The 4,798-nt window shown below is 50.2% G+C and carries 1 tRNA gene and 3 rRNA genes; all 4 read right to left on the minus strand.

Annotated elements, in window-relative coordinates:
* Position 1 precedes the first annotated feature (1 nt).
* Positions 2–117 (minus strand): 5S ribosomal RNA (gene rrf, locus M1G12_RS09830).
* Between the two features lie 76 nt (positions 118–193).
* Positions 194–3,095, minus strand: a 23S ribosomal RNA gene (locus M1G12_RS09835).
* A 124-nt stretch (positions 3,096–3,219) separates the two neighbouring features.
* Positions 3,220–3,292: transfer RNA gene (locus tag M1G12_RS09840), tRNA-Ala, on the minus strand.
* Positions 3,293–3,343: 51 nt separating this feature from the next.
* Positions 3,344–4,798, minus strand: a 16S ribosomal RNA gene (locus tag M1G12_RS09845); the annotation flags it as partial.

Consider the following 4,798-nt stretch of genomic DNA (forward strand, 5'->3'; position numbering starts at 1 on the left):
AGCTAAGCGACTTCCATATCTCACAGGGGGCAACCCCCAACTACTTCCGGCGTTCTAGGGCTTAACTTCTGTGTTCGGCATGGGTACAGGTGTATCTCCTAGGCTATCGTCACTTAACTCTGAGTAATACCTACTCAAAATTGAATATCTATTCAAACCAAGAAAACCGTTCGCTTTCATATTCTCAGTTACTTTGGATAAGTCCTCGAGCTATTAGTATTAGTCCGCTACATGTGTCGCCACACTTCCACTTCTAACCTATCTACCTGATCATCTCTCAGGGCTCTTACTGATATAAAATCATGGGAAATCTCATCTTGAGGTGGGTTTCACACTTAGATGCTTTCAGCGTTTATCCCTTCCCTACATAGCTACCCAGCGATGCCTTTGGCAAGACAACTGGTACACCAGCGGTAAGTCCACTCTGGTCCTCTCGTACTAGGAGCAGATCCTCTCAAATTTCCTACGCCCGCGACGGATAGGGACCGAACTGTCTCACGACGTTCTGAACCCAGCTCGCGTGCCGCTTTAATGGGCGAACAGCCCAACCCTTGGGACCGACTACAGCCCCAGGATGCGACGAGCCGACATCGAGGTGCCAAACCTCCCCGTCGATGTGAACTCTTGGGGGAGATAAGCCTGTTATCCCCAGGGTAGCTTTTATCCGTTGAGCGATGGCCCTTCCATACGGAACCACCGGATCACTAAGCCCGACTTTCGTCCCTGCTCGAGTTGTAGCTCTCGCAGTCAAGCTCCCTTATACCTTTACACTCTGCGAATGATTTCCAACCATTCTGAGGGAACCTTTGGGCGCCTCCGTTACCTTTTAGGAGGCGACCGCCCCAGTCAAACTGCCCGTCAGACACTGTCTCCGATAGGGATCACCTATCCGGGTTAGAGTGGCCATAACACAAGGGTAGTATCCCAACAACGTCTCCTTCGAAACTGGCGTCCCGATCTCATAGACTCCTACCTATCCTGTACATGTGGTACAGACACTCAATATCAAACTGCAGTAAAGCTCCATGGGGTCTTTCCGTCCTGTCGCGGGTAACCTGCATCTTCACAGGTACTAAAATTTCACCGAGTCTCTCGTTGAGACAGTGCCCAAATCATTACGCCTTTCGTGCGGGTCGGAACTTACCCGACAAGGAATTTCGCTACCTTAGGACCGTTATAGTTACGGCCGCCGTTTACTGGGGCTTCAATTCATACCTTCGCTTACGCTAAGCACTCCTCTTAACCTTCCAGCACCGGGCAGGCGTCACCCCCTATACATCATCTTACGATTTAGCAGAGAGCTGTGTTTTTGATAAACAGTTGCTTGGGCCTATTCACTGCGGCTGACTTAAAGTCAGCACCCCTTCTCCCGAAGTTACGGGGTCATTTTGCCGAGTTCCTTAACGAGAGTTCTCTCGCTCACCTGAGGCTACTCGCCTCGACTACCTGTGTCGGTTTGCGGTACGGGTAGAGTATGTTTAAACGCTAGAAGCTTTTCTTGGCAGTGTGACGTCACTAACTTCGCTACTAAACTTCGCTCCCCATCACAGCTCAATGTTATAGAACTAAGCATTTGACTCAGTTCACACCTCACTGCTTAGACAGACACTTCCAATCGTCTGCTTTAGTTAGCCTACTGCGTCCCTCCATCACTACATACTCTAGTACAGGAATATCAACCTGTTGTCCATCGGATACACCTTTCGGTCTCTCCTTAGGTCCCGACTAACCCAGGGCGGACGAGCCTTCCCCTGGAAACCTTAGTCTTACGGTGGACAGGATTCTCACCTGTCTTTCGCTACTCATACCGGCATTCTCACTTCTATGCGTTCCAGCACTCCTCACGGTACACCTTCATCACACATAGAACGCTCTCCTACCATACCTATAAAGGTATCCACAGCTTCGGTAAATTGTTTTAGCCCCGGTACATTTTCGGCGCAGGGTCACTCGACTAGTGAGCTATTACGCACTCTTTGAATGAATAGCTGCTTCTAAGCTAACATCCTAGTTGTCTGTGCAACCCCACATCCTTTTCCACTTAACAATTATTTTGGGACCTTAGCTGGTGGTCTGGGCTGTTTCCCTTTCGACTACGGATCTTAGCACTCGCAGTCTGACTGCCGACCATAATTCATTGGCATTCGGAGTTTATCTGAGATTGGTAATCCGGGATGGACCCCTCACCCAAACAGTGCTCTACCTCCAAGAATCTCTAATGTCGACGCTAGCCCTAAAGCTATTTCGGAGAGAACCAGCTATCTCCAAGTTCGTTTGGAATTTCTCCGCTACCCACAAGTCATCCAAGCACTTTTCAACGTGCCCTGGTTCGGTCCTCCAGTGCGTCTTACCGCACCTTCAACCTGCTCATGGGTAGGTCACATGGTTTCGGGTCTACGTCATGATACTAATTCGCCCTATTCAGACTCGGTTTCCCTACGGCTCCGTCTCTTCAACTTAACCTCGCATCATAACGTAACTCGCCGGTTCATTCTACAAAAGGCACGCTCTCACCCATTAACGGGCTCGAACTTCTTGTAGGCACACGGTTTCAGGTTCTATTTCACTCCCCTCCCGGGGTGCTTTTCACCTTTCCCTCACGGTACTGGTTCACTATCGGTCACTAGGGAGTATTTAGGGTTGGGAGATGGTCCTCCCAGATTCCGACGGGATTTCACGTGTCCCGCCGTACTCAGGATACTGCTAGGTACAAAGACTATTTTAAATACGAGGCTATTACTCTCTTTGGCTGATCTTCCCAAATCATTCTTCTATAATCTTTGAGTCCACATTGCAGTCCTACAACCCCGAAGAGTAAACTCTTCGGTTTGCCCTCCTGCCGTTTCGCTCGCCGCTACTAAGGCAATCGCTTTTGCTTTCTCTTCCTGCAGCTACTTAGATGTTTCAGTTCACTGCGTCTTCCTCCTCACATCCTTAACAGATGTGGGTAACAGGTAGTACCTGTTGGGTTCCCCCATTCGGAAATCCCTGGATCATCGCTTACTTACAGCTACCCAAGGCATATCGTCGTTTGTCACGTCCTTCTTCGGCTCCTAGTGCCAAGGCATCCACCGTGCGCCCTTATTAACTTAACCTTATTTTTTGACCTTTCAGTCATAAACTCTTATTAATACTACAGCGTTTTCGGTTTATTTTCTTGTTACTATTTGATATAGATATTCAATTTTCAATGTGCATTACTTGGTGATCTCTCACCAATGGAGCCTAGCGGGATCGAACCGCTGACCTCCTGCGTGCAAAGCAGGCGCTCTCCCAGCTGAGCTAAGGCCCCACAAGACCTCTCAAGACTAAACAAGACCAATGCGCAGTTCCTTATCCTTAGAAAGGAGGTGATCCAGCCGCACCTTCCGATACGGCTACCTTGTTACGACTTCACCCCAATCATCTATCCCACCTTAGGCGGCTGGCTCCTTACGGTTACCTCACCGACTTCGGGTGTTACAAACTCTCGTGGTGTGACGGGCGGTGTGTACAAGGCCCGGGAACGTATTCACCGCGGCGTGCTGATCCGCGATTACTAGCGATTCCGACTTCATGTAGGCGAGTTGCAGCCTACAATCCGAACTGAGACTGGCTTTAAGAGATTAGCTTGCCGTCACCGGCTTGCGACTCGTTGTACCAGCCATTGTAGCACGTGTGTAGCCCAGGTCATAAGGGGCATGATGATTTGACGTCATCCCCACCTTCCTCCGGTTTATTACCGGCAGTCTCGCTAGAGTGCCCAACTGAATGATGGCAACTAACAATAGGGGTTGCGCTCGTTGCGGGACTTAACCCAACATCTCACGACACGAGCTGACGACAACCATGCACCACCTGTCACCTCTGTCCCGAAGGAAAACTCTATCTCTAGAGCGGTCAGAGGGATGTCAAGACCTGGTAAGGTTCTTCGCGTTGCTTCGAATTAAACCACATGCTCCACCGCTTGTGCGGGCCCCCGTCAATTCCTTTGAGTTTCAACCTTGCGGTCGTACTCCCCAGGCGGAGTGCTTAATGCGTTAGCTGCGGCACTAAACCCCGGAAAGGGTCTAACACCTAGCACTCATCGTTTACGGCGTGGACTACCAGGGTATCTAATCCTGTTTGCTCCCCACGCTTTCGAGCCTCAGCGTCAGTTACAAGCCAGAGAGCCGCTTTCGCCACCGGTGTTCCTCCATATATCTACGCATTTCACCGCTACACATGGAATTCCACTCTCCCCTCTTGCACTCAAGTTAAACAGTTTCCAAAGCGTACTATGGTTAAGCCACAGCCTTTAACTTCAGACTTATCTAACCGCCTGCGCTCGCTTTACGCCCAATAAATCCGGACAACGCTCGGGACCTACGTATTACCGCGGCTGCTGGCACGTAGTTAGCCGTCCCTTTCTGGTAAGATACCGTCACAGTGTGAACTTTCCACTCTCACACTCGTTCTTCTCTTACAACAGAGCTTTACGATCCGAAAACCTTCTTCACTCACGCGGCGTTGCTCGGTCAGACTTCCGTCCATTGCCGAAGATTCCCTACTGCTGCCTCCCGTAGGAGTCTGGGCCGTGTCTCAGTCCCAGTGTGGCCGATCACCCTCTCAGGTCGGCTATGTATCGTCGCCTTGGTGAGCCGTTACCCCACCAACTAGCTAATACAACGCAGGTCCATCTGGTAGTGATGCAATTGCACCTTTTAAGCAAATGTCATGCAACATCTACTCTTATGCGGTATTAGCTATCGTTTCCAATAGTTATCCCCCGCTACCAGGCAGGTTACCTACGCGTTACTCACCCGTTCGCAACTCATCC

The organism is Streptococcus mitis (assembly GCF_023110375.1).
Lineage (GTDB): Bacteria > Bacillota > Bacilli > Lactobacillales > Streptococcaceae > Streptococcus > Streptococcus mitis_CI.